Source organism: Streptomyces sp. NBC_00669 (assembly GCF_036226785.1).
Lineage (GTDB): Bacteria > Actinomycetota > Actinomycetes > Streptomycetales > Streptomycetaceae > Actinacidiphila.
The window spans coordinates 1696392-1721742 of sequence record NZ_CP109018.1; the positions used below are offsets into that span (position 1 = coordinate 1696392).

Here is a 25351-nt window from a genome sequence, read left to right on the forward strand (position 1 = left end):
GTCAGCACGTCACCACTCGTCACTCGCCACTCGCCACTCGTCACTCGACGAGGACGCTGTCGACGTTGACGCTGCCGGAGTCGCCCGGCCGGACCAGGAGGCGGACCACGTCGTCGCCGGCCGGCAGCGTCACTTCGGCGGTCACCGTGGACCAGGTGTCCCAACTCCCGGTCACCGGCAGCGAGATCTGCTGCGCGCTGCCGCCGGCCACGACGCTGATCGTCCGCGTCACCGACTCGTAGGGCGGCTGCCGGCCGCCGGTGGAGTTGGCGTACCGCACGGTGATCCGGTGCGGGCCGGCCGTCGGGACCGCGACGACGGCGGTGGTCGCGGCCCCCGCGTAGAGGCCGCCGACGAACCCGGTGCCGGTATAGCCCGTGTGGTCGCTCGCCACGGACGCGCCGCCGCTGTTGATCGCGTCCTCGGCCTGGGCGGCGGTCCCGGCCGGGACCGGCGTCGCCACGTAGACCGAGGCTGTGGCCGTGGCCGAGTCGGTGCCGGCCGCGCCCCGCCAGGTGGTCGTCGCGGTGAGCGGCACCCGGGCCGGCGCCTGGTCCGCCGGGGCGGTCAGCGTCCAGGCGCGGGTGACGGTCGCGCCCTGGCGTACGGTCGCCGCCGCCGCTGAGTCAGGCGTGGCCTGGTCGGGCGTGGCCGTCCAGCCGGCGGGCAGCGAGAACGCGGTGCGCACGTCCGTGGCGTCCGCGCCGCCGATCGACCGCAGGGTCTGGGTGACCACGGCCGACGAGCCGGGCGCCATCGCGTCGGGCGCGTCGAGGGTGGTGATCAGGTCGGGCGCCGCCGCGTCGGGCAGGTCGAGTTCGGCGATGCTCGCCGGATCGCCTCCGGCGAAGGCGAGCCGGACGGCGCGGCCGGTGACCGGGCGCCAGGTGGCGTCGAGGTTCCCGGCCGGCGGCACGGCGCCCGCGGCGACCTGCTGCCAGCGCCCGCCGGCCGACCGCACCTGGACGGCGTACGAGGCGGGCCGGGTCGCACCCCAGCGCACGTCCGCGTGACCGGTGCTGACCGGCCGGGCGGGCGTCACCGTGTACGACGAGGTGGTGTCCGCCGCTGTCCAGGTGGTGACGGCGTTGCCGTCGACGGCGGCGGCCGGCTGGTCGACGGCCTGCGCGGAACTGGCCGAAACGGCCTGGCAGCGGGCGGAGTTGTCGGTCGGGCTCAGGTCCGGGCGGGCGGTCGGCAGGACGGCGGTCCGCCCGGTGGCGAGGCGCCTGGTGCCGTCCGGGGAGGCGAGGGTGACCGGCGCGCCCGAGGCGAGGCGGACCGTCGTCGTCGCGGGCCCGACGTGCACGTCCACGCTCCGCCCCTGGTAGCGCAGGCCGGTCAGGGTGATCCCGCCCGGCAGTTGCGGCGGGAGGGTCGGGGCGAGCGTCAGCGCGCCGGTGTCCCACCGCAGGCCGGCGAACCCGTAGCCGAGGGTCTGCAGGAACCCGCCGGCCCCGGTCGCGAAGTCGAACGCCGGGTTGGACTGGCCGCCGGAGGGCGTCAGGTACTGCGTCTCGTTGAACTGGGCGAACGCGCCGCGCAGGAACGGCTGGTAGGAGTTCTGGAAGAGCGTGTAGTCCAGGCAGCCCGGCTGCCGGACCTGCGCCGCGATCACCGCCTCCACCGACGCGGTCATCGCGGGACCGCCGGTGTCCGTGACGGGCATGTAGCGGTCGAGGTCGGCCGCGGCGGCGCCGAGGTCGGTGACATAGCCGAACGGGTACGTCATCAGCACCGTGTCCGCCTGCTTGACCGGCTGCCCGGCGTATCCCGGGTACTCGGGGTGGGTGCCGTCGGGGTCGGTCGCGACGTCGATCCGCGCCGCGACCGCCGACCAGGCCGGGTCCGGGTCCACGTGCAGCGCGTGCGCCGCGGCCACGGCGTCGCGCAGCGCGACGACCGCACCGGCGTTCGTCGCCGACTCGTCGTCGACCCCCGAGGTGTACTCGTCGGGACCGGTGACGTGGTCGATGTGGTCCTTGCCGTCCGGGCCCGGCGTCACGCGGCTGACCCAGAAGTCGGCGACGTCCTTGATCACCGGATAGCCGTCGGCGCGCAGCCAGCCGGTGTCCGCGGTGGCCTGGTAGTACTGCCACTGGGCGAGGGCGATGTCCGACTGGAGGTGGTCCTCGTAGCCGGCGCACGGCGCGAGGCCACCGCACGTACCGCTGGGGCCGTTGTCCCAGGCCCATGAACCGCCTTGGTAGCCGGCGGACTTGGCGTTCGCCTCGGCCGCGCCGATGGTGTCGTGGCGGAACGCGACGATGGACTTGGCGAGTTCGGGGTGCAGGGCGAGCAGCGCGGGGAACATCCACGTGTCGGCGTCCCAGAAGATCTCACCGCCGTAGTTGTCGCTGGACAGTCCGGCCGGCGGGATGCTGAAGTCCACGCCCGCGCGCAGGCTGGAATACAGCAGGTAGAAGGAGCTGTTGACGGCCGTCTGCACGGACGGCTGCCCGTCGACCGTCACGCGCCGCCGCCACAGCGCGGCCCACTGCGCGACGTGTGCGGCGAGCAGCCGCTGCCGGCCGGTCGCGGCCGCCCGGTCCACGGTCTCCCGCGCCACCGCGGCCGGGCTGCCGGGGTCGTCGGACGTCGAGACGCCCACGTACTTGGTGAAGGCGTAGGTGGCCCCGGCGCGTACCGGCACCGCGAGGCGCTCGCCCGCGGTGGCGGCGTCGTCCGCGGGCAGCAGGGCGTCCCGGCGGGCGACCCGCACCCCGTGCTCCGCCACCAGCCGGGCGGTCTCCGCGACGGCCGTCCCGCGTCCTGGCGTGGCGAGTTGAACGGTCGCGGTGTCGGACGAGGTGTCCACCGCGCGCCCGGTCGGGGTGATCCGCTGCGCGCCGGCGCCGTTCAGCAGCGAAGCGACCGACAGGCCGCCGCTCCAGGCCGGCGTGATGCTCGCCCGCACCACGCCGAGGTGCATACGGTCCCGGTCGGCGAGCACTTCGTACCTGACGGTCGCGGACCGGCCCGGCGCGGGCGTCCAGCGGAAGGTGGTGGTGACGGTGGCCGTGCGCAGGTCGAGGGTCTGGCGGTAGTCGCTGACCTGGTCGGCGGGGACGTGCGGGTCCAGTACGTGCCCGTCGACGGTGAAGGAGAGGTCCGACCAGGTCGGCAGGGTGGAGATGTAGTCGGAGTCGCCGTCCTTCCCGTACACCCCCGCGACCAGGGCGGTGGTCGAACGGGGGTTGCCGAGCGGCCAGTTGCCCGTACCGAGGTCGCCGTCGCCCTCGAACCCGGCGCCGATGGCGGCCACCCGCTGGCCGAGGTAGCCGTTGCCGACGAACGGCTCCTGCGTGTAGTCGTCCGGCGCGTAGGAACGGTTGGTGAGCACCCACGAATCCGCGGGCCCGGCCGCGGAGTCGGGCGCCGCCGCCTGGGCCGCCGGCACCGCCACCGTACCCGCCGCGAGCAGCACCGCGACCACCGTCGACGCACCCGCACGCCCGGTCCTTCTCCGCCACATACCGCCCCGCCCCTGTCCGCGCCCGCCCGCTTCCGCCCGCCCGCGACCCGCGCCGGCGGCCACCGGGCACGCTACCGCCGTTGTCAACCAGCGCGGTTGACCCGCGGCCGGCCCCGAAGCGGCGCGCCCGCGGGCGGTCACGCCACGGCGTGGTGGCGCAACTCCGCGTGCGGGTCGGCGCCGTGGGCGACGTGGTCGATGTGCACGGTCGCGGCGGTCAGCCGCGGAACTGCGTGGATCAGGGCGTGTTCGGCGGCGACCGCCAACGCGTGGGCCCGCACCACCGTCAGGTGCGGGTCGACCACGATGTCCGCCTCGGCCCGCAGCGCGTGGCCGATCCACCGCATCCGCACCGCCCCGACGCCGAGCACGCCGGGCACCTGGCGCAGCGCCTCCTCCGCGGCGTCCACCGACGCGGGGTCCACGGAGTCCATCAGCCGCCGGTAGACCTGCCGGGCGGCGTCCTTGAGCACCACCAGGATCGCCGCGGTGATCAGCAGGCCCACCACGGGGTCGGCCCAGCGCCAACCGACCGCGGCGCCCCCGGCGCCCAGCAGCACCGCCAGCGAGGTGAAGCCGTCGGTGCGGGCGTGCAGGCCGTCGGCGACCAGCGCCGCCGACCCGATCCGCCGGCCGACGGCGATCCGGTGGCGCGCCACCCACTCGTTGCCGGCGAACCCGGCCAGCGCGGCGACCGCCACCGCCCACAGGTGCGTCACGTCACGCGGCTCCAGCAGCCGGCGCACCGCCTCGTAGCCGGCCAGCGCGGAGGAGCCGGCGATGGTCAGCACGATCGCGATGCCGGCCAGGTCCTCCGCCCGCCCGTACCCGTAGGTGTAACGGCGGGTCGCCGCGCGCCGGCCGAGCACGAAGGCGATCCCCAGGGGTACCGCGGTCAGCGTGTCGGCCGCGTTGTGGATCGTGTCACCCAGCAGCGCCACCGACCCCGACACCGCGACGACCGTCACCTGGATCACGGTGGTGGCACCGAGGACTCCCAACGACAGCCACAGCGCCCGCAGTCCCTCCCGCGAGGTCGCCAGCGCGGAGTCCACCTTGTCCATCGCCTCGTGGCTGTGCGGGGTGACCATGTGCGCGAGCCGGTGCCGGAACCGGGCCCGCCGCGCACCGCCGTGTCCGTGTTCGCGGCCGTGTTCGTGGCCGTGTTCGTGGCCGTGTTCGTGGCCGCGCTCCCGCGCGTCCGCGCGCCCGTCCGCGCGCTCATGCGTGTGGCCGTGCCCGTGCTCGTGGCCGTGCCCGTGGGTGTGCTCGCCGGCGTCCATGCCCCTACGGTGACAGCTCCGGCCGATTGCAGCCATCACCCTGATACCTGCGCTGAGCTGCTGCGATTCCGTCGCAACAACTCCTCTGTCGCCACTGGAAGGCCGTTGCGTGCCGTTCGTACCGGCCCGGCCCGGACCGCGAAGGTCCTTTCCGTGCACGCCCGTTCGGCGCGGACCCGTTCGGCGCGGTCCCTTTCCCCGCGGACCCCTCCCGTTCAGGCCCGGGCGAGGCGCGGGGCCGGGCTCCGCCGGCGCGCCCCGACGGCGAACGCGGCCGCGTAGACGGTGGCGGCGACCGCCACGATCGCGAAGCTCGGCGGCATCTTCGGGACCGCGTAACTGATGGTCAGGCCGCCCCACATCTCGGCGACCGCGAGCACCGTGGACAGCGCGAACGCCCGCGCGGGGTTGTCGGTCAGCCGCTGGGCGGTGCCCGCCGGGGCGGCGAGCAGTCCGAGCAGCAGCAGCGACCCGACCGCCTGGCTGGCCTCGGCCGCGGTGACGCCGACCAGCGCGAGGAAGCCGAACCCCAGCAGCCGTACCGGCACGCCCCGCGCCGCGGCGACCGCCTCGTCGACGGAGGCGAACAGCAGCGGCCGGAAGACGGCGAGCACCACCGCGCACACCCCCGCCGCCACGGCGGCGGCCGTACCGGCCTGGCCCGCCGACATCCCGAAGATGGAGCCGAAGAGCACCCGCACGCCGGCTCCGGCGTTGTCCGCGCCGCCGGAGGTCGTGTAGAGGGTGAGGAAGAAGGCGCCCAGGCCGGTGATCCAGGCGAAGACGCTGCCGATCGCGACGTCGTCGGCCCGGCCGGACCGGGACAGGGTGCCGAGCAGGACGGCGACGGCGATGGTCGCGGCGTACAACCCCAGCCGCAGGTCGACCCCGGCGGCCAGCGCGGCGAGCGAACCGGTGAACGCCATGTGGCTGAGCGCGTCGCCGGTGAAGACCTGGGCGCGCAGCACCAGGAAGTAGCCGACCATGCCGGACGCGGCGGCGATGGCCGCCCCGGCCAGGACCGCGTGCAGGAAGAAGGGGTGCCCGAGCGCGCCGGGCCACCCGGAGGCGAGGACGGTCACAGCAGGCTCCCCGAGGTCCACGCGGGCGTGCCCGCGGCAGCCACGGCCCTGCGGCCGGGCGCCCGTCCGCGGCGCTCGCGCAGCAGGCGGACTCCCCAACTGGCCGCGTAGGCGGCGAAGGCGAAGGTGGTCACCCAGAATCCGATCGGGTACGGCGAGTAGTAGGCCACGGTCAGGCTGGTCCAGGTCACGGCGAGCGCGATGCCCACCGACGCGGCGATGCCGAGGACCGGCCGGGCGGTCAGGTTCTGCGCGGTGGCGGCGGGCATCACCAGCAGCGCGAACACCAGGAGCGCGCCGGTGATCTGGCTGGTCGCCGCCGTCGCCGCACCCAGCACGACGAGGAAGACGGTGGACAGCAGCCGGACCGGCACGCCGCGGGCGGCGGCGACCGCCGGGTCGACGGAGGCGAACAGCAGCGGCCGCCCGACGACGGCCAGCACCAGCAGCACCGCCGCGCCCACCGCGGCCAGCACCTCCACCTGGGTCGTCGTGATGCCCAGGAAGCTGCCGAACAGCAGGGCGTCGACGCCGCCGAGGAACCCCTTGTAGAGGGCGATGAAGAGGAATCCGGCGCCGAGCAGGAACGCCTGGATGGTTCCGGTCACCGCCGCCTCCTCGCCGCCGCCCGACCCGTGGCCGGACTCGTGCCCCCCGGCCCGCGGGATCGCGGCGATCACCAGCGCCGCGCCGACGCAGAACGTGAAGTAGCCGTAGACCGCGCCGACTCCCAGCAGGGTGGCACCGGCGGCACCCGGGAAGGCCACGGTGGACAGGGTGTGGCCGGCGAAGCTCTGCCGGCGCAGCACCATGTACCAGCCGATCACCCCGGCCAGCACGGCCACGATCGCGCCGGCCCGGAAGGCGTTGACCATGAAGGGGAACGCCCACATCTGCCGGAGGTCGGCGACCGGGTTCCAGGACCAGTCGGTCGCCGCGTCAGCGATCAGCACGGAACTCCCCCTCCCCCGCCGGCGGGTGGCGGTCGCCGTGCACCGCGGGCGCCTCGGGCTGCCCGACGACGACCAGCCGGCCGTCGGAGGTCCGCAGCACCTCGATCGGCGTCCGGTACAGGCGGGTCAGGGTCCGCGAGGTGATGACCTCGTCCGGGGTGCCGGCCACCGCCCCGCCCTCGGCCAGGTACACCACCCGGTCCAGGTGCGCGAGGATCGGGTTGGCGTCATGGGCGACCATCACCACGCTGACCTTCTCCTCGCGGCAGATCCGGCCGATCAGGGCGGCCACCGACGCCTGGTTGGGCAGGTCGAGGCTGTCCAGCGGCTCGTCCAGCAGCAGCAGGCGGGGCTGCCTGACCAGCGCCTGGGCGATCAGCAGCCGCTGCTGCTCGCCGCCGGAGCACTGCCCGATCGGCCGGTGTGCGTACGCCGACGCGCCGACCAGATCGATGACCTGGGCGATCCGTTCCCGGGCGGCACGCGCCGAGCCCGGCCGCCCCAGCCCCCAGCGGTCCCCGTCCCAGCCCATCCGGACGATGTCGACGCCGCGGATGCGCAGGCCGGCGTCGAAGCTGCGCCGCTGCGGCAGGTAGCCGACCTGGTGCGCGAGCCGGCCCGGCGCGCGGCCGAGGACGGTGACGCTGCCGCCGGCCGTCGGGACCAGCCCGAGGATCGCCTTGACCAGGGTCGACTTGCCGACCCCGTTGGGCCCCAGGACGGCGACGAACTCCCCCGGCGCGATGTCGAGTTCGACATGGGACCACAGGGTGCGGCCGCCGACCCGCACGGCCGCGTCCCGCAGGGACACCACCGCGGGACCGTCCGGCGGCGGCGGGCCGCCGGCGGCCGTCCGCAGCGTGTGGTCGGCGGCCGTCACCGCGGGCGGGACGTTTCCCCGCGCGGCAGGCGGGACGTTTCCTCGCCGGCCGGACGCGGCGTCTCCCCGCCGAACAGGCGGGACGTTTCCTCGCGGGCCGGGCGGGCAACCCTCGCACGAACCGGCGGCCTCGCCGTCACGCGGACCGGGCACGCCGTCGCGCAGACCGGGCACGCCCTGGCGGACGGCCTCGCGGAGTCTGGTGAGCGGGCGCACGGCTATTTGCCCGTCGCTTCGGCCAGGGCCCGCTGGAGACCCTTGAGCTCGGTGACCTGCCACTGCTGGAACGACGCCCCCGCCGGGGTGAGGGTCTCGGTGACCGTGGCGACCGGGATGCCTTTCGCCTTGGCCGCCTTGACCTGCGCCTGCACGTCGGGCGTGGCGTTCTGGCTGTTGTAGACGTAGACCTTGATCTGCTTGGCGGCGATCTGGTGGTCGATGGTGTTCTTGTCCCGCGCGGTGGGGTCGGAGCCCTCACTGATCGCGTTGAGGAACGAGTACGGAGTGAGCATCTTCAGGCCGAGGCCGTCCGCGAGCGGGCTGACGATCGACTCCGAGGCACCGATCGGGGTGCCCGCGTACGTCGCCTTGATGCCGGCGACCAGGCTGTTGTACTCCCCGAGCGTCTTGGTCTCGAAGGCGTCCTTCCGGGCGTCGAAGTAGCCGGCGTCCGCGGGGTCGGCCTTCTTGTAGTCGGCGGTGATCCGCTCGATCACTTTGTGCACGTCGTCCGGGGAGTACCAGCGGTGCGGGTTGCCGCCGTCCTTGACCCCGACCAGGTCGCCCACGTCGAGTTCCGTGCGCTGCCCCGAGGGGTTGGACGCCAGCAGCTGGCCGGCCCACGCGTCGTAGCCGATGCCGTTGACGATCGCGTACGTGGCGGTGGCGACGGTGCGCGCGTCGGCGGCGGTCGGCTCGTAGTCGTGCGGGTCGGTGTCGGGGTTCGAGATGATGCTGGTGACCTTCACATGGCTGCCGCCGACCTGCGCGGCGATGCTGCCCCAGAAGTTCTCCGCCGCGACCACCCGGATGACCTTGCCGCCGCCCGAACTTCCGGCGGAGGCGCCGGACTTGCCGTCGCCGGAGGACTTCGAGGAGGTGGAGCACGCGCTGGTCGCCGCCAGGGCGGCGACCAGTATCCCGCCGGCGGCGAACGTGGAGCGGCGGTGCGCCGTACTGCGGGCGACGGGGCTGGTCATGGCGGTTCTCCTCGTGCGGTGCCGGCAAGGACCGCGGCACGATCGGCCGCGGCTCCCTCACCGTAATTGAAAACGAATCTCAATCCCACCTCGGCCAATGCAAGATGAAAATCATTACAGAATCTTGACCTTTGGCTCCGCCGTCCAGGCTCCGGAGCCCACCGTCGGCGCATCGCCGCTGGTCACAGCGGTGCGCGGCGGGAAGGGCCGGGTCGGGCACGGCGGCCGCGGGCTGCTCCGGAGGGACGGAAGGGCGCCCGCGTACGGCGGCACGGCGTCGTCGCACGACGGCCCGGCTCGTATGGCGGCGCGCTCGCGACCTCGATACATGCGCACATTGCCATATGTTAATGTCGCCATAAGAGCGCGATCGCGCCCGCCCGACACCGGAGTCCGACCCGAACTCCGCCACCAGACGAGGAGTGGCAGCATGACCACCTCGACCGAGCACCGGCCGCACACCGATCACGAGCACGTGCACGGCACGGGATGCGGCCATGTCGCCGTGCCGCACGGCGACCACACCGACTACGTGCACGACGGACATCTGCACCGGAGCCACGACGGCCACGCCGACGAGTGCGCGACCGCGCAGCACGCCGAGCACAAGGGGCACACCCACGAGCACGGCCCCGGCTGCGGCCACGTCGCGGTGCCGCACGAGGGGCACACCGACTACGTGCACGACGGGCACCGGCACGCCGCCCACGAAGGGCACTGGGACGAGCACTGAGCGCGGGCCCACCCAGGGCCGCCCACGCCCCGTCCGGACCTCACCCGCGGCCCGCCCCGGCCCCCGTCCGACGCCCTACATGGGACCCATTCTCATATGTTAGGTTTTGCATATGACGGTTCCCGTTCAGCCGGACGACTCGACCCTGGCCCTGCGGGCGGCAAGCGAGCTGCTCCGGGCCCTGGCGTCGCCCGTACGGATGGGCATCGTGCGTGAGCTGTCCACTGGCGGCAAGCGGGTCCACGAACTCGTCGCCGCCCTCGGGGTCAACCAGCCCCTGGTCTCGCAGCACCTGCGCGTTCTGCGCACGTCACGCATCGTGGCGACCCACCGCCAGGCCCGCGAGGTCGAGTACACCCTGGTCGACGAGCACGTCGCGCACATCGTGCTCGACGCGATCCGGCATGTCGAGGAGTGAACGGCCGGCCGGGGTGTCCGCCCCGGCCGCCGCTTCGCCGGCCACCACCGCCACCGAGCCCACCGAACCCACCGAGCACGTCGAACCCACCCCGCATCCACCGGAGGGAAGATCCGTGAGCGCAGCCGGACAGTCCGTCCGCGGCCGCTCGACCCGGCAGCGCACCGCCGTGTCCGCCGCCCTGGACGAGGTCGAGGAGTTCCGCAGCGCGCAGGACCTGCACAACATCCTGAAGCTGCGCGGCGAGTCGGTGGGCCTGACCACCGTCTACCGCACCCTGCAGTCCCTCGCCGAGGCGGGGGAAGTGGACATGCTGCGCACCGGCGACGGCGAGTCCGTCTACCGCCGGTGCTCCGAGGGCGGCCACCACCACCATCTGGTCTGCCGTTCCTGCGGACGAACGGTCGAGGTCGAGGGGCCCGCGGTGGAGCGGTGGGCCGACGCGATCGCCACCGAGCACGGCTTCGTCGACATCGTGCACACGATGGAGATCTTCGGCACCTGCGCCGGGTGCGCTTCGGAGCGGCCCGCCCCGAAGTAGCGCCCACCCAAGGAACGCCGCCGGCGCGCGGTTCGCCGGGCGTACCGCGGGCCCCGGGGAGCACTCGCCCGGGGCCCGCGGCGTACGGGTCGCGGCACGCCGGCGGCTCGCCCGTCCGCTCAGTCGTCACCCTCCGGGTGGCCCCCGCCGAAGAGGACCTCCAGGGCATCGACCGCGCTGCCGTCGTGGTCACTGCCGGCATCGCCGTGACCGGTCTGGACGTTGGCCGTCCGGTCGACCTCAAGGATCGAGTCGGAGTGCGAGTTGTCCAGGACGGTGATCGGGCTTCCGTCGGCCACCGCGGGCGCCGCCCCGCAGGCCAGCGCGGCCGCGGTGAGCAGCAGCACCGCCCGCGCCCGCGAACGCGAACGCGACCCCGGGAGAGCCGCGTGCGCACCCCGGCTCATACGCCGGCCAGCTCGACGTCGGGGTGGTGGCGGGCGATGTTCCGCTCCAGCAGCCGGGTGGACGCCGCGACGCCGATCCCCTCCACCTCGTCGACGACCGGAAGGCGTCCGTCGGCGGCCTTGAGGTCGACGAGCGCCGCACCCACCGCCGCGTGCGCCGCGAACAGGCACGGCGTGCTGTAGATCGCCACGTCCATGCCGAGCTCGGTCAGCTCGCTCAGCGACAGCCGCGGGGACTTGCCGCCGGCGATCTGGTTGAACAGCAGGGGCTTGCTGCCGACCGCCTCGCGAATCCGCCTGATCCACTCCACGCTGCGGACCCCGTCCACCAGGACGACATCGGCGTCGGTCGCCGCGAGGCGCTCGGCGCGGCGCAGGATGTCCTTCTCCTCCGTCGCGTCCGTGCGCGCCACCACGACCAGGTCCCGGCGGGTCGCCAGCACCATCTCCAGCTTCTCCAGGTATTCCTCCAACGGCAGCACCTGCTTGCCGTCGGCGTGCCCGCAGCGGCGCGGGCGCTTCTGGTCCTCCAGGATCACCCCGGAGGCCCCGATCCGCTCCAGTCCCTCCACGACATGGCAGGCCACCTCCGGGTCGACGTAACCGTCGTCGATGTCCACCAGCAGGTGCTGCTGGGGGAAGGCGCCGCGCAGCCGCTGCACGAAGCCGACCATGTCCGGCCAGGCGATGAACCCGATGTCGGGCAGGCCGTAGTACGACGCGGCGAACCCGAAGCCGGAGACGAACATCCCGTCGAAGTGCTCAGCGGCCAGCGACGCCGAGTACATGTCGTAGACGCCGATCAACGGCGTCGTGCCCGGCGCGGCGATCTGCGCACGCAACTTGTTTCCGTAGCTCAAGGTGACTCCCTTGGATGATGGCGCCCTCTGAACGGGCGCGGCCCGGGCCGTCCCGAAACGGGGACTCTTTACCAAAAGAGGATGGTTCCGGTGCCGAGTCTTGATTCATAGATGACTGGGCCTTTAGTCACTCACGCGGGCTAACCCGTTCACCGCAGAAACGTCACGGAAGCGCCGGCCGCGGGCCGTATGGCGGCACCCGCCCCCGCGCACCTCAGGGAGCCGTGTGCAGCGGGAAGTGGCAGGCTGCCGCGTGGGCGACGGCCGGCGTGTCCGGGGCGCGCAGGGGCGGTTCGCGGGTGGCGCACTCGGGGGCCGCGTGCGGGCAGCGGGTGTGGAAGCGGCAGCCCGCGGGCGGATCGAGCGGGCTCGGCACGTCGCCGTGGAGCACCACCCGGGCGGAGGTCCGGGACGGATCGGGGACCGGGTCGGGGACGGCGGACAGCAGCGCGTCGGTGTACGGGTGCCGGGGGCGGTCGTACACCTCCTCGGCCGTGCCCTCCTCGACGATCCTGCCGAGGTACATCACCGCGACCCGGTCCGCGATGTGCTCGACCACGGACAGGTCGTGGGCGATGAAGACGTAGGCGATGCCCAGTTCGCGCTGGAGCGAGGTGAACAGGTTGACGATCTGGGCCTGTACGGAGACGTCGAGGGCGGAGACCGGCTCGTCGCAGACCAGGATCTCCGGGCGCAGCGCCAGCGCGCGGGCGATGGCGATGCGCTGGCGCTGCCCGCCGGAGAACTGGTGCGGGTAGCGGCCTGCGTGGTCGGGGTTGAGGCCGACGAGTTCCAGCAGTTCGCGGACCAGCCGCCGGTGCTCGCCGCGCGGGGCGGCGTCCCGGTGGATCAGGTACGGCTCGCGGACGATCGCCTCGACGGTCATCCGCGGGTCGAGGGACGCGAAGGGGTCCTGGAAGACCAGCCTGATGTGCCGTCGGGCGGCCCGCAGCCGGCTGCCGCGCAACGCGTCGAGCCGCTCGCCCATCAGCCGGATCTCTCCCGAGGACGGCCGGTCGACGGCCGTGAGCAGCCGGGCGAGGCTGGACTTGCCGCACCCGGACTCGCCGACCAGGCCCAGGGTCTCGCCGCGGCGCAGCTCCAGGTTCACCCGGTCGACGGTCCTGACCTGCCCCGTCCCGCGCCGCAGCAGTCCGCCGCCGACCGGCACGTGCTTGACCAGGTCGCGGACTTCGAGGATCAGCGGTGCGCCGGTCATCCGCCGACCACCTCCTTCCAGTGGTGGCAGGCGCTGGTGCGCAGGGGGGCGACGCCGTGGTGCGGCGGGGCGACCGCGCACGCCTCGTCCGCGTACCGGCAGCGGGCCCGGAACGCGCAGCCGTCCGGCATCGCGGCCGGGTCCGGCGGCGCGCCCTCCAGCACGGCGAGCGGGCGGCCGCGCGAGCCGCGCCGCGGGATCGCGTCCAGCAGCGCCCGGGTGTACGGGTGGGCCGGGCCGCGGTAGAGGGCGCCGGCCGGTGCCTGCTCGGCGACCCGGCCCGCGTACATCACCACCACGCGGTCGGCCGCGTTGGCGACGATGCCCATGTCGTGGCTGATCAGCACCAGGCTGATGGCGTGTTCGGCCTGGAGGTCGGCGAGCAGTTCCAGGATCTGCGCCTGCACGGTCACGTCGAGAGCGGTGGTGGGCTCGTCGGCGATCAGGACCTCGGGGGTGAGGGCGAGGGCCATGGCGATCATGACCCGTTGCCGCATACCGCCGGAGAACTGGTGCGGGTAGTGGCCGGCGCGCCGGGCGGCGTCGGCGATGCGCACCCGGTCGAGCATGGCCACCGCCTCCCGGGCCGCCTGACGGCGGGTCAGGCCGCGGTGGGCGCGGAAGACCTCGGCGATCTGGAAGCCGACCGGCAGCACCGGGTTGAGCGCGGACAGCGCGTCCTGGAAGACCATGGCGATGTGCCGGCCGCGGATCTTCCGCAGCGCGCGCCGGTCGAGTCGCAGCAGGTCGATGCCGTGCAGCAGGATCGATCCGCCGGTGACGGCCGCGCCGGGCGGCAGGATGCCCATGACCGCGCGCGCCGTCAGGCTCTTGCCGCAGCCCGACTCGCCGACCACGGCCAGCGTCCGGCCGGGCTCGGTGCGGTAGCCGACACCGTCGACCACGACGCTGCCGGCGCCGGGCCGCCCGGTCCGGCCGGCGAAGGCCACCCGCAGGTCGACGACTTCCAGCGGGGGCGCGGCGGGATCGTATCCGGGGAACCGGGCGAGCGGGTGGGTCCGGGCGGTGGGCGGGTCTTCGATGGTGGTCATCGCAGCCTCGGGTCGAACGCGTCGCGCAGGCAGTCGCCCAGCAGGACGAAGCTGAGCACGGCCAGGGACAGGAACAGGGCGGGGAACAGCAGCAGGCCCGGGTGGGTGGTGAAGTACTGCTGCGCGGTGTTGAGTTGGACGCCCCAGGAGATCGCGGGGGCGGTCAGGCCGACACCGAGGAAGGTCAGCGACGCCTCCGCGGTGATCACCCCGCCGATGTTGATGCTGGTCAGCACCGCCACCGGCATGATCGCGTTGGGAACGGCGTGCCGCAGCACGATCCGCAGCGGTCCCGCGCCCAGTTCACGGGCGGCGGTCACGTAGTCCAGGCCGCGCACGGCGAGCACCGAGGAGCGCATGATCCGGGTGAGCACCGGCCAGGAGAAGAGCGCGAGGACCAGCGAGACGCTCAGGATGCTGTGCACGCTGAAGGTCTCCAGCACCACGATCATCCCGACCAGCATGGGGAAGCCGAAGAAGACGTCCATCAGCCGGCTGACCAGCAGGTCGAGGAGGCCGCCGAAGTATCCGGCGACCGAGCCGAGGACGACGGCGACGACCAGGGTGAGCGCGGTGGTCAGCAGGCCGATGCTGAGGGAGTCGCGGGCGCCGTGGATGACGTTGCTGTAGAGGTCGCAGCCCTGCACGTCGTAGCCGAACGGATGGCCCGCGGTGGGCCCTTGCCCGCTGTGCGCCAGGGAGCACTGGTGCGGATCGCCGTGCCCGAACCAGCCGGCGAAGGCCGACGGCACGGCCGCCATGGCGCACAGCAGCACGACGGCGGACAGCGGGAGGAAGAAGCGCGGGCGGCGCAGCAGGCGCCGCAGGGTGCCGCGGTCGGCAGGTCCGCCGGGGGCGGGGGCGGGGGCGGGGGCGTCGGGGGAAGGGGCGAGGGCGTCGGGCCCGGTGTCGGCGGAGGTCCTCCTCCGCAGGGCGCTAGTCAAGGCGAATCCTCGGGTCGAGCACGCCGTAGAGCAGGTCCACGACCAGGTTGACGAACAGGAAGACCAGCACGAGCAGGGTGCTGATGCCCACGACGGTGGGGCCGTCGTGCTGCTGCACGCTCTGGAAGACCTGGTAGCCCAGGCCCGGCAGGTTGAAGATGCCCTCGATCAGGATCGTCCCCGACAGCAGGTAGCCCAGGTTGGTCCCGAGCATGGACACCACCGGCACCAGCGAGGTGCGCAGCACGTGCCGCAGCAGCACGCGGGTGCCGCTGAGTCCCTTGGCGGTCGCGGTGACGACGAAGTCCGCCCCGAGGTTCTCCAGGATGCTCGCCCGGGTCAGCCGGGAGATCTCTGGCACTCCGAGCAGCGCCAGGCACAGCGCGGGCACCAGGTAACTCAGCGGCCAGCCCGCGTCGGTGCCGGACACCGGGAACCAGCCGAGCTTCACCCCGAGCAGGTTCTGCGCCACGTAGGCGGTGATGAAGTACGGCACGCCGAGGATCAGGCTGGACCCGCCGAGCACCGCCAGGTCGCTGGGCCGGCCGGCCCGCAGCGCGGCCAGGCAGCCCAGCGCGATCCCGGCGACCGCCTCGATGACCCAGGTCAGGGCCGCGAGTTTGACCGTGATCGGCCAGCTCGCGGTGATCACCGCGGAGACCGGCGTGTTGTTCAGGTCGATGCCGAAGTCGCCGTGCGTCAGGCCGGTGACGTAGTGCCAGTACTGCACGAGGAACGGGTCGTCGAGGTGGTAGTGCGCCCTGATCGCCGCGGCTGTCGCGGGGGTCACCACGTGGCCGGGGCCGGCCAGCGACTGGACCGGGTCGCCGGGCAGCGCGTAGACCGCGGCGTAGATGACGAAGGTCGTGCCCACCAGCACCGGGACCATCAGCAGCACGCGGCGCAGCAGGTAGCTACCCACACCGGCCCCCTCGCGGCGCGGCGCGGCCGGCCGCGCTCATCGGACGGTGACCGAGGAGAGGTCGACGTCGCCGAGGTAGCCCAGCCGGACCCCGGAGAGCCGTTTCGCGTGCACGGCGCCGCTGACCGGGTAGTACAGCGGGGCCAGCGGCAGGTCCGCCATCGCGGTGCGGCCGGCCTGCCGGGCGAACCGCAGCCCGTCGGCGGTCGTGGTGGCGCCCGCGGCCTTGTCCATCAGGGCGTCGAAGCCGGCGCTCTTGTAGCCGGTGACGTTGGTGCCGGAACTGCTGCCGAAGAGCTGGTCGTCCTGGGAGTAGATGTTCGGGTAGGCCGCGCCCATGTAGAGCAGGAACGGCCCGGTGGTCTTGTGCGCCAGCAGGTTGGGGTAGATCTGGTCGGTCGGCTGGACCTTCAGCGAGATGGAGGTGATGCCGAGGTTGGTACGCAGCTGGTTGACGATCGCCTCCAGGACGGTCTGGGACTCGGGTTCCTGCTTGGTCCACAGGGTCAGCGAGCCGTGCCAGCCGCCCGCGGCGGCCAGCAACTGCCGTGCCCTGGCGGGGTCGTAGCCGCAGGCGGCGCAGTCGGTGCCGCCCCCACCGGCGATCACGTCGGGGGCGATGCCCTCGGCGGGCTGGGCATGGCCCTGGAGCAGCGAGCCGACGATCGCCTTGCGGTCGATGGCCAGCGAGAACGCCTGCCGCACCCGCAGGTCGGCGAACCGGCGGTCCCACAGCGGGAAGCCGAGGTACTCCACCGCGGCGGTGGGCGAGGTGACGAGCTGCGCGGCGTAGGTCCGGCTCGCCGTCGACAGGTCGTTGCCGCCGGCCGTGGCGATGTCGACGGCGCCGGAGCGGAAGCTGGTGAACGCGGTGGCGTCGGTCTGGTAGGTCTTGACGGTGATCTGCGCCGCGTGGCCCTTGGCACCGGGGTAGCCGTCGAAGCGCTTGAGGGTGATCTGCTGCCCGCCGGGGGCCAGTCCGGGCGCCGCGACCTGGTAGGGGCCGTTGCCGATCGGGAGCCGGTCGTAGCCGGCGAGGTTCTTGAAGGCGGCCTTGGGCATCGGGGCGAAGGCGGTGCCGGCCAGCACGTAGGGGAACGTCGACAGCGGCCGGGTCAGGGTCACTTCAAGGGTGTCGGTGCCGGTCACCCGCACGCCGGAGAGCTTGTCGGTGGTGGGTTTGCCGTCGGGCGGGTTGAGCGCGGCGTAGCCCTCGATGCCGGCGAACAGGTAGCCGTTGGCCATGGTGTTGGGCGCGTAGGCGGCGGCGTTCCAGGAGTCGGCGAAGGACTGAGCGGTGACCGGCTCGCCGTTCTGGAACTTCCACCTGGACTTCAGGGTGATCGTCCAGTGCCGCTGGTCGGTGGAGCGCACCGACCTGGCGACGGCGTCGACGACCTTGCCGCTGCGGTCGACCTGGGTCAGCGGGGTCCAGATGGCGTCCGCGACACCGCTGAACCCGGCCCGGCCGGGGGTGAGATGGGCGATGTACCAGGTCGGAACGCCGATCGAGTAGGAGCCGCCGTCGGCTGTCGCGCCGCCGGCCTGCGTCCCTCCCCCGCCGCAGGCGCTCACGGCGGCCAGCGCGCCGACCGCGCACAGGGCCACCGCGGTTCTGCGGCCGGTGCGTCCCGGCCGGTCGGCACGTCCCGGCCGGCTGAGACGTCCTGACCGGGTGACACGTCCTGGTCGTGGCGGAGTCATCTCGGGTACCTCCAGGCGCGGTCTGGTTTTCGGGTGAGCCGAGACTGGCCCCCTTACCGAGGCGGCAGCTTTATCGGAGCGGGCAAAAACGCCGCGGCCGCTTTGTCTCGGCGCACATGCCCTGCGGCCGAGGGCCGCTCCCGGGGCGACGCCGGCCGCGCCCGGATGCCCGCCGGGTGTGCCCGAATACCCGCCGAATGTGCCCGCGCAGTGCCCCACGCATCCCGCCCGTCCCCCGACGGCGACTGCGTTACGTCACCGGGGCGCGATCCGGCCGGGGCTTGCCAGGGGTGCCTATGATGTGGCGATGCCGAGCACTTCCCGTCCCTCCTCGCAGGTCACCGGCTCGACAGCGCGCGACGAGCCCGCCGGCACGACGCTGCGCCGCCTGCGCGAGCACCTGGGTCCGCTGGTGCTCCAGGTCGAGTGCGCACCGCAGAGTGAGGACGTCCTCATCGGCCGGCAGGTCGTCCACGACCTGTGCGAGCCGGTGCCGGGGCAGGCCGACGGCGTGCTGCTGGTCGTGGGCGGCTCGCCGGAGCGCGAGGACTGCCTCGACGCGATCCGGCAGGCCGGCGCCGCCCGCTACAGCGCGGTCGTCGTCAAGACCCGCGGCGGCGACCTGGCGGCGGCCACCGCGGTGGCGGGCGCGGCGGGTGTCGCTCTGCTGGTGATCCCCGACGACATGCCGTGGCGGCACTTCGACGCGCTGGTCACCGCCGCGACCAGCGCGTCCGGGCCGGCCCAGGACACGTACACCTCGATCGGCATGGGCGACCTGTTCCCGCTGGCCAACGCGATCGCCTACCAGGTCGGCGGGGCGATCACCATCGAGGACCCGCTCGGTCACGTGCTGGCCTACTCCAACCTGCCGCATCAGGAGATCGACGAGATCCGGCGGCAGGGCATCCTGGGCCGGCAGACCCCGGACCGCCCGACCAACCTCGACGAGTACCACCGGGTCATCCGCGCCGACCGGCCCGTGCGCTTCGACATCCCCGACACCAAGCACGTCGACCGGCTGGCGGTCGCGGTGCGCGCCGGGCCGCAACTGCTCGGCCTGCTGTGGGCGCTGGACGGCAACCCGCCGCTCGGCGAGGGCGCGGAGACCGCGCTGGAGGAGGCCGCGAAGGTCACCGCGCTGCATCTGCTGCGGGCCCGCAGCCACCGGGACCCGGACCGGTGGAGCCGCGGCGAGGCGCTGGCGTCGCTGCTGGACGGCGCGGTGTCGGGGCGTACGGCGGCGGCGCAGCTGGGCATCGCCGAGGACACCACCAGCACGGTGGTGGCGTTCGCGCAGGCCGCACCCGAGGAGATGCCCGGCCTCGGCGGCGCCCGGATCGTCGACCTGGTCGGTCTGTACTGCGAGGCGTGGCATCCGCAGGCGCTGTGCACGACGACCGGCGGCCTGGTCTACGCCCTGCTCCCGACCAGGACCGACGCGGGCGCCGAGCGGCGGGTGGTGAAGTTCGCCGAGAACGTGGTCAGCACGGTGCAGCGCAGCGCGGGCCTGGCCCTGCGCGTCGGCATCGGGGTGCCCGCGGCCCGGCTCGGCGAGGTGCCGGCCGGCCGGCGTATCGCGGACCGGGTGCTGCGGGCGCTGGCCGGCAGCGCGCAGGCGCCCACGATCGCCACGGTCACCGACGTCCGCAGCCGGGTGACGCTGATGGAGCTGACCGAGCGCGGCGCCCCGTCGGTCGACCTGCCACCGGGCCCCGTGCAGCGGATCATCGAACACGATGCGCAGCACTCCACCACGTACGCCCAGTCGCTGCTGGCGTACCTGGACGCCTTCGGCGAGGCGATTCCCGCGGCGGCGCGGCTGGCCGTGCACGAGAACACCCTGCGCTACCGGGTCCGCCGCATCCAGGAGCTCTTCGACCTCGATCTGGACGACCCCGACACCCGGCTCGTGGTCTGGCTGCAACTGCGGCTGCACCAGATCTCCGGGTGACACCGGCCGGCGCCCGCCGCGCCGGCGCCCCCGGCGCGCTGCCGCTGTCCGCGCCGACAACGCCCCCCGGCTCAATTGCACGGGCCGCACGATTTCCTGACCCCCTCCCCGCGCATACCGTCGCCCGGACAACGCAGCCGAGCCGATGGGGAACCCATGCTGGAACAACCGATCTACGCCCTGACCGACCCGGTACGACTACATGAACTGGTCGCGGGCCACGGTTGGGCGACCCTGGTCAGCGCCACCGGCCGGGGCGGCCCGGTGGTCTCCCATCTGCCGGTGATCCCCGACCCGGAACCGGACGAGGGCGGGGACGGTGGCGGGGGCGATCTGACGATCGTGGGGCACCTGGCCCGGGCCGACGCCGAACTGCACGAACTGGGCGCGCACGACGTGGTGGTGATCGTCGAGGGACCCGGCGGCTACGTCTCGCCGAGCAGCTACCGCGCCGGACCGTACGTACCGACCTGGAACTTCGTCGTCGCGCACCTGCACGGGCGGCCCACCGTGCTGGAGGGCGCGGCGGGCTACCGGGTGCTGGAGCGCACCGTGGAGCACTTCGAGGCCGACCGGCCGGAGCCGTGGCGGCTGGACACCGTGGCGGACTACGCGCGGGAGATCGCCCCGTACACCACGGCCTTCCGGCTGCGGCCCAGCCGGGTGGTCGGCAAGCACAAGCTCAGCCAGGACAAGCCGTACGAGGTCGCGCGGCGGGTGGTCGAGGCCCTGGAGGACGGCGGCCCGCACGGCAACCCGGCCCTGGCCGCGGCGATGCGTCGGGTGCTGGTGCCCGGTGACTGAACCGCAGACCGCCACCGGGACGGCCGCGGGGCGGGCCACCCGCGTACTGCTGCGCAATGTCCGGCTCGGCTCCGGCGGGCCGCTCGCGCACCTGATGATCGACGGCGGCCGGATCGCCGCCATCACCCCCGAGGCCCCCGACGCCCTGGCGCGGACCGCGGGCGAGGTGGTGGACGCCGGCGGGCGTACGGTGCTGCCGGGGCTGTGGGACGCGCACGTGCACATGGTGCAGTGGGCCAGCGCGCGGCGCCGGGTCGACCTGTCGGGCGCCGGGTCCGCCGCCGAGGCGGCCCGGACGATGGCCGAAGCCGCGGGTGCCGGGCAACGGGCCGCGAGTGTCGGGCAACGAGCCCCGGACGAGCCGCTGATCGGTTTCGGCTTCCGTGACGGGCTGTGGCCCGACCGCCCGGAGCCCGCGCTGCTCGCCTGGTCCGACGGCTCGGGCCAGGCCGTCGCCCTGGTCAGCAACGACCTGCACACCGCGTGGCTCAACCAGGCCGCGCTGCACCGCCTCGGCGTGCACGGCCACCCGACCGGGGTGCTGCGCGAGGCGGACTGCCTGGACGCGGTGGCCCGGCTCAGCGCGGCCGATCCGGCGGTCGTCGACCGCTGGGTCGCCGACGCGCTCCGGGCGGCGGCGGCGCGCGGCGTGGTCGGCCTGCTGGACTTCGAGTACGCCGACAACGTCGCCGACTGGACCCGCAGGGCCGGCCGGCAGCCGCTGGACACCCGGGTCGCCTGCGCTGTCTACCCGGCCTACCTGGACCAGGCCGTATCCCTCGGCCTGCGCACCGGCGACCGGCTGCCGGGCACCGGGGGCATGGTGCGGATGGGACCGCTGAAGCTCTTCGTCGACGGCTCGCTCAACACCCGTACCGCGCTGTGCAACGAGCCCTATCCCGGGGTGACGGCGGCCGGGCAGGAGTACGGCATCCTCCAGACCGAACCGGCCGAGTTGCGGCGGCTGATGGCGTACGCGGCGCGGCACGGCATCCACAGCGCCGTGCACGCCATCGGCGACCGGGCCAACACCATCGCGCTGGACGCCTTCGAGGAGGTCGGCTGCCCGGGCCGGATCGAGCACGCCCAGTTGATCGACCGGGCCGACCTGCCCCGCTTCGCCCGGCCGGGGCTCGTGCTCGGCGTCCAGCCCGCGCACGCCGCGGACGACCGCGACATCGCCGACCGCCACTGGGCCGGCCGTACCGAGCGGTCGTTCGCCTACGCCGACCTCGCGCGGGCCGGCGCGCGGTTGCAGATCGGCTCGGACGCGCCGGTCTCGCCGCTCGACCCGTGGCCGGGCATCGCCGCGGCAGTGCACCGCACCGGCGCGGACGGGCGGCCCGAGTGGCACCCCGAGCAGGCGATCGGGGTGCCCGACGCGCTCGCCGCCGCCGCGGCGGGCCGCCGCGCGCTGCGCGTGGGCGATCCCGCCGACCTCGTGGTCACCGAGTACGACCCGGCCCTGCTGGCCCCGCACGACCTGCCCGCCATGCCGATCTTCTGCACGCTGCTCGCGGGGCGGTTCACCCACCGCGCCGACCAGGAGCCGCAGCCGGCGCCGGCCGGGTAGCAGCGACCGGGCGGGAGAGGGGGCGGGAACAGCGGCCGTCCGGTGGCACCCACCGGACGGCCGTGCGGGCGCGCACCACCGGACGGCCGTCCGGGCTCGCGCGCCACCGGGCGGCCGTCCGCCGCCGCGCACAGCCGGGCGCCGCGCACCGCCAGACATGGCGCGCGCCGCCGGGCATGGCGCGCCACCGGGCACATCGCGCACCGCCAGACATGGCGCGCTCCGCCAGACATGGCGTGTCTACGGGCACATCGCGCACCACCACGCGTCGCGCACCACCAGACACGGCGTGCCGCCGCCCGCATCACGCACCGCCGGGCGTCGTGCACCGCCGGACATGGCGTACCGCCGGACATCGCGCACCACCACGCGTCGCGCGCCACCAGGCATGGCGTGCCGCCGCGCGCATCGCGCACCGCCGGGCATCGTGCACCGCGCGCATCGCGCACCGCCGGGCGTCGTGCACCACCAGACATGGCGCACCGCCGGACATCGCGCACCACCACGCGTCGCGCGCCACCGGACACGGCGTGCCGCCGCGCGCATCGCGCACCCACCGCACATCGTGCACCGCCGGACATGGCGCACCCCCAGACATGGCACGCACCGCCGGCACGGCGGAGGGGCCGCGGGGACATGCGTCCCGCGGCCCCTGGCCCGTTCACCCGCCCGACTCGGCGGGCGGTCAGCCGAGTTGGACCTCGGCGCGGGCGGTGCCCGCTCGGGGGTGCCGGGCGGTGACGGCGACGACGGTCCCCGCGGGGGCCCGGACCGTCCACTCCACCGCGGTCAGGTCGGGGGTGCCCGGGTCATGGCCCCACCAGGTGGTGGACGACAGGGTGCCGCTCCTGCCCTCCAGCTGGCCGAGGCGTTCGACGCGCTCGCCGGTGACCGGTTCCGCGCCGCCGGGCAGCGTGATCTCCGCGGACAGCTCCCCCGCCACCCCGCGGTCGAGCGCGGTCCTGGTGACGTACGTGGGCAGCCAGCCGGTGTTGCCGACGACCAGCCGGACCCGGTGCACGTCCGGCGCGAGCCGGGTCGCGGTCAGCCGGCGGACCTCGATCCGCGGCGAGGCCAGCGCCTGGAAGATCACCCACTCGGTGTGCGGGGCGACTTCGGCCTCGATCCGGTCCATCGGCGGGTTGTACCAGTAGTTGATCATGTCCCAGCCGCCCAGCTCCACCGGTCCGAGCTGCGGGTGCGTGAAGGGGTACCAGGAGACGAAGCCCTTGCCGTCGAGTTCGGCGTCGCTCCACTTGATCATCCGCAGGTCGTCCTCGACCGGGTGGTCGATCAGCCAGCGCGAGGCGTGGTACGACTCGATGCCGGCCGCCCGCTGCGGGCTCCAGAACTCCGTGATCCAGGCGAAGATGCCCAACTGGTGGTAGTACCAGCCCAGTTGGCCGCCGCGGAAGTCGGCGGCCGGGTCGTGCTTCAGGTCCTGGAAGGACATGACGTCGTACCCGGTCAGCTCGGCCGCCTTGGCGCCGAACACGTCGTAGACATGCTGGTCGGGGCCGGGCAGCCGGACGCCGGCGTTCATCGGCGGGCACAGGTGCAGGCCGCCGAAGGTGTGGCAGGTGACCCAACCGGTGATGTTCGGACGGTCGGTGACGGCGCGCAGCACCGCCTGCGTCTCGGGCTCGGAGCCGGGGAACGGCCCGGCGTTGCGCGGCAGCGCGGGCGCCGCCTCCCAGTCGGTCGGCAGGTTCTGGCCCAGGTCCAGGCCCTCGACCGGTTCCGCGACCTCGACGACGTCGCCGCGGTAGCCGGTGACGTCGCCCTCCTGGAAGAGCCGGAAGTAGTCGCCGCCGACCTCGTCGGGTTCGCGCGGCACCAGCAGCCGGGGCTCGTCGGGGTGGGTCTTCCACGGCCCGTCGGCGTCGCGCACCCGCATGAACAGCGCCCGGCCGTCGCCGTCGACGTCCCGCAGTTGCAGGCCCGGATCGGCGTCCGGGCTCGGGTGCGGGCGCACGCTGGAGCGGATGAAACGGCCCTCGGCCATGGCGTGTTCGTGCCCGTCCGGGTTGAGCCGCGGGACGACGTAGACCGCGCGGGTGTCCAGCAGCCTGGTCACCCGCTCGTCGGTCCCGTAGCCGGTCAGCAGCCGGTGCACCAGGTGCAGGGCCGCGAAGCAGGACGACCACTCGGTGCCGTGGATGCCCGCCTCGACGAAGTGGGCCGGCTTCTCGGCGGCCGGGCCGGTCGCGGTATTGGTGAGAGTGACCAGCCAGATGTCGCGGCCCTCCCACGAGCGGCCCACGCTCTCCAGCGCCGCGAGGTCGGGACGGCCGTCGGCCCAGTCCCGCAGCAGCGCGGTCAACTCGTCGTGGACGTAGAACCTGTCGAACTTCAGCGGGCGGATCATGGGGCGAGTCCTCGCAATCGCACGGCGGCAGCCTGGCAAGCGCGGCCAGTCTGCGCGCGGCCCGCGCCCGGTGCTTTGGGCGGGCGGCCAATGTTTCCCGGCCGAGTTCTCGTCCGCCGCCAATCACGGGGGACCGGCCCGGCGGCCACAGTGCTCCATGACCCGAGCACGACCCGAGAACGCGAACGACCGTGGTCGTTCTCCCTGTTTGCCGGCCGGGCCGGGTAGGGCACTCCCCCGGCCGAGATTGGACCCGCGCATGACCGCGACAGCGGACCTCGGCACGGCCGAGATCCACCATCAGCACCGCGATGTGACCGGCGGCTGGCTGCGACCGGCGACCTTCGGCGTGGTGGACGGCCTGGTGTCGAACTTCGCCCTGGTCGCCGGCGTCGTCGGCGGCGGCGCCGGCACCCACACCGTCCTGCTCACCGGTCTGGCCGGCCTCACCGCCGGCGCCTGTTCGATGGCCACGGGCGAGTTCGTCTCGGTGTCGTCCCAGAACGAGCTGGCGCAGGCCGAGATCGCCCGCGAGCAGCACGAACTGGCCACCAACCCGGCCGGGGAACTGCGCGAGCTGACCCTGGCCTACCAGGCGAAGGGCGTACGGCAGGAGCTGGCGGAGGAGGTCGCCCGGGCGCTGACCGCCGAGCCCGACGTCGCCTGGCGCGTGCACGTACGCGAGGAGCTAGGCGTCGACCCGGACGACCTGCCCTCCCCCTGGTCGGCGGCGGGTTCCTCGTTCGCCGCCTTCGCGCTGGGCGCCCTGGTCCCGCTGCTGCCGTTCGTGCTCGGCGCATCCGGCCTGGTGCCCGCGCTGCTCGCCAGTTCCGCGGGGCTGGTCGTCACCGGCGCGCTGACCGCGAAACTCACCGCGCGCTCCGGGTGGTTCGGCGCGAGCCGGCAACTCGTGCTCGGCGGGCTGTCGGCCGCGGTGACCTTCGGGGTCGGGCTGCTGGTCGGCACGGGGGTGTCCTGAC

Annotated in this window: 21 protein-coding genes; 7 read left to right on the plus strand and 14 right to left on the minus strand. The window is 73.9% G+C overall.

From position 1 onward, the window contains the following. Positions 1 to 40: 40 nt before the first annotated feature. The 6 genes from OG896_RS06740 to OG896_RS06765 all read right to left on the minus strand — a co-directional run bounded on the left by OG896_RS06740 (position 41) and on the right by OG896_RS06765 (position 8872). Complete coding sequence (locus OG896_RS06740; RefSeq protein ID WP_329363333.1) at positions 41 to 3475, minus strand: carbohydrate-binding protein; 3435 nt, start codon at positions 3473 to 3475, stop codon at positions 41 to 43. Between the two features lie 137 nt (positions 3476 to 3612). Continuing rightward, positions 3613 to 4758, minus strand: a complete 1146-nt coding sequence (locus OG896_RS06745; protein WP_329363335.1) for a cation diffusion facilitator family transporter — start codon at positions 4756 to 4758, stop codon at positions 3613 to 3615. 215 nt (positions 4759 to 4973) lie between these two features. After that, entirely contained in the window at positions 4974 to 5840 is an 867-nt protein-coding gene (locus OG896_RS06750) for a metal ABC transporter permease (RefSeq protein WP_329363337.1), read from the minus strand. Continuing rightward, positions 5837 to 6793 carry a metal ABC transporter permease gene (locus OG896_RS06755; RefSeq protein WP_329363339.1) on the minus strand — a complete coding sequence of 319 codons (957 nt, stop codon included), beginning with the start codon at positions 6791 to 6793 and terminating at the stop codon, positions 5837 to 5839. Before OG896_RS06755 ends, OG896_RS06750 begins: the two co-directional genes overlap by 4 nt. Next, a complete protein-coding gene (locus OG896_RS06760) occupies positions 6780 to 7673 on the minus strand; it encodes a metal ABC transporter ATP-binding protein (protein ID WP_329363341.1) in 894 nt (297 codons plus the stop codon). The genes OG896_RS06755 and OG896_RS06760 overlap by 14 nt, the downstream gene beginning before the upstream one ends. Before the next feature lie 218 nt (positions 7674 to 7891). Continuing rightward, entirely contained in the window at positions 7892 to 8872 is a 981-nt protein-coding gene (locus OG896_RS06765; protein ID WP_329363344.1) for a metal ABC transporter solute-binding protein, Zn/Mn family, read from the minus strand. Positions 8873 to 9302: 430 nt separating this feature from the next. On the opposite strand from OG896_RS06765, the gene OG896_RS06770 reads away from it, so the two are divergent. The 3 genes from OG896_RS06770 to OG896_RS06780 all read left to right on the plus strand — a co-directional run bounded on the left by OG896_RS06770 (position 9303) and on the right by OG896_RS06780 (position 10564). Continuing rightward, positions 9303 to 9605: a hypothetical protein gene (locus OG896_RS06770; RefSeq protein WP_329363347.1), complete on the plus strand. Its 303-nt coding sequence runs from the start codon at positions 9303 to 9305 to the stop codon at positions 9603 to 9605. A gap of 112 nt (positions 9606 to 9717) precedes the next feature. Continuing rightward, the gene (locus tag OG896_RS06775) at positions 9718 to 10023 is read left to right on the plus strand and encodes an ArsR/SmtB family transcription factor (protein ID WP_329363349.1); all 306 of its coding nucleotides are present in this window, start codon (positions 9718 to 9720) and stop codon (positions 10021 to 10023) included. A 115-nt stretch (positions 10024 to 10138) separates the two neighbouring features. After that, entirely contained in the window at positions 10139 to 10564 is a 426-nt protein-coding gene (locus tag OG896_RS06780; RefSeq protein ID WP_329363351.1) for a Fur family transcriptional regulator, read from the plus strand. A 119-nt stretch (positions 10565 to 10683) separates the two neighbouring features. On the opposite strand, the gene OG896_RS06785 is transcribed toward OG896_RS06780, so the two are convergent. The 7 genes from OG896_RS06785 to OG896_RS06815 form a co-directional block, all read right to left on the minus strand. Continuing rightward, positions 10684 to 10911, minus strand: a complete 228-nt coding sequence (locus OG896_RS06785; protein WP_329363354.1) for a hypothetical protein — start codon at positions 10909 to 10911, stop codon at positions 10684 to 10686. A 56-nt stretch (positions 10912 to 10967) separates the two neighbouring features. Then, positions 10968 to 11831, minus strand: a complete 864-nt coding sequence (locus OG896_RS06790) for an isocitrate lyase/PEP mutase family protein (RefSeq protein WP_328471198.1) — start codon at positions 11829 to 11831, stop codon at positions 10968 to 10970. Between the two features lie 214 nt (positions 11832 to 12045). Then, positions 12046 to 13050, minus strand: coding sequence for an ABC transporter ATP-binding protein (locus tag OG896_RS06795; protein ID WP_329363357.1), 1005 nt, complete (start codon positions 13048 to 13050; stop codon positions 12046 to 12048). Then, positions 13047 to 14102 carry an ABC transporter ATP-binding protein gene (locus OG896_RS06800; protein ID WP_329363358.1) on the minus strand — a complete coding sequence of 352 codons (1056 nt, stop codon included), beginning with the start codon at positions 14100 to 14102 and terminating at the stop codon, positions 13047 to 13049. Before OG896_RS06800 ends, OG896_RS06795 begins: the two co-directional genes overlap by 4 nt. Then, positions 14099 to 15046: an ABC transporter permease gene (locus OG896_RS06805; RefSeq protein ID WP_329363360.1), complete on the minus strand. Its 948-nt coding sequence runs from the start codon at positions 15044 to 15046 to the stop codon at positions 14099 to 14101. The genes OG896_RS06800 and OG896_RS06805 overlap by 4 nt, the downstream gene beginning before the upstream one ends. Beyond that, positions 15039 to 15968, minus strand: coding sequence for an ABC transporter permease (locus OG896_RS06810; protein ID WP_329363362.1), 930 nt, complete (start codon positions 15966 to 15968; stop codon positions 15039 to 15041). Before OG896_RS06810 ends, OG896_RS06805 begins: the two co-directional genes overlap by 8 nt. A 36-nt stretch (positions 15969 to 16004) precedes the next feature. Further along, the gene (locus tag OG896_RS06815) at positions 16005 to 17576 is read right to left on the minus strand and encodes a peptide ABC transporter substrate-binding protein (protein WP_329363364.1); all 1572 of its coding nucleotides are present in this window, start codon (positions 17574 to 17576) and stop codon (positions 16005 to 16007) included. A 403-nt stretch (positions 17577 to 17979) separates the two neighbouring features. Between OG896_RS06815 and OG896_RS06820 the strand changes: the two genes are divergently transcribed. From OG896_RS06820 to OG896_RS06830, 3 genes are all read left to right on the plus strand, one after another. Continuing rightward, entirely contained in the window at positions 17980 to 19626 is a 1647-nt protein-coding gene (locus OG896_RS06820; RefSeq protein ID WP_329363366.1) for a PucR family transcriptional regulator, read from the plus strand. Positions 19627 to 19782: 156 nt separating this feature from the next. Continuing rightward, positions 19783 to 20430: an FMN-binding negative transcriptional regulator gene (locus tag OG896_RS06825; RefSeq protein WP_329363368.1), complete on the plus strand. Its 648-nt coding sequence runs from the start codon at positions 19783 to 19785 to the stop codon at positions 20428 to 20430. After that, on the plus strand, positions 20423 to 22003 hold the full coding sequence (locus OG896_RS06830) for an amidohydrolase (RefSeq protein ID WP_329363370.1): 1581 nt from the start codon (positions 20423 to 20425) through the stop codon (positions 22001 to 22003). Before OG896_RS06825 ends, OG896_RS06830 begins: the two co-directional genes overlap by 8 nt. 685 nt (positions 22004 to 22688) lie before the next feature. On the opposite strand, the gene OG896_RS06835 is transcribed toward OG896_RS06830, so the two are convergent. Beyond that, entirely contained in the window at positions 22689 to 24371 is a 1683-nt protein-coding gene (locus OG896_RS06835; protein WP_329363372.1) for a M14 family metallopeptidase, read from the minus strand. 259 nt (positions 24372 to 24630) lie between these two features. On the opposite strand from OG896_RS06835, the gene OG896_RS06840 reads away from it, so the two are divergent. Beyond that, positions 24631 to 25350, plus strand: coding sequence for a VIT1/CCC1 transporter family protein (locus tag OG896_RS06840; RefSeq protein ID WP_328471179.1), 720 nt, complete (start codon positions 24631 to 24633; stop codon positions 25348 to 25350). Position 25351 lies beyond the last annotated feature (1 nt).